General features: G+C 66.1%; 1 protein-coding gene. It reads left to right on the top strand.

Annotated elements, in window-relative coordinates; translation table 11 throughout:
• Nucleotides 1–357: carboxyl transferase domain-containing protein (locus RM704_RS45895; RefSeq protein ID WP_311593657.1), on the top strand; the 357-nt coding region annotated here is incomplete at both ends.

Raw genomic sequence — 357 nt, forward strand, 5'->3', positions numbered from 1 at the left:
CCTCGCACATGTTCATCACCGGCCCGGACGTCATCAAGACGGTCACCGGTGAGGACGTCGGCTTCGAGGAACTGGGCGGTGCCCGCACGCACAACGCCACCTCGGGCGTGGCCCATCACATGGCGGGGGACGAGAAGGACGCCATCGAGTACGTCAAGCAGCTGCTGTCGTACCTGCCCTCGAACAACCTCAGCGAGCCCCCGGCGTTCCCCGAGCAGGCGGACCTCGCCCTGAGCGACGAGGACCGCGAACTCGACACGCTCGTGCCGGACAGTGCCAACCAGCCGTACGACATGCACACGGTGATCGAACACGTCCTGGACGACGGGGAGTTCTTCGAGACCCAGGCCCTGTTCG

The sequence above is a fragment of the Streptomyces gottesmaniae genome (assembly GCF_031845845.1).
In the GTDB taxonomy this organism is placed as follows: domain Bacteria; phylum Actinomycetota; class Actinomycetes; order Streptomycetales; family Streptomycetaceae; genus Streptomyces; species Streptomyces akebiae.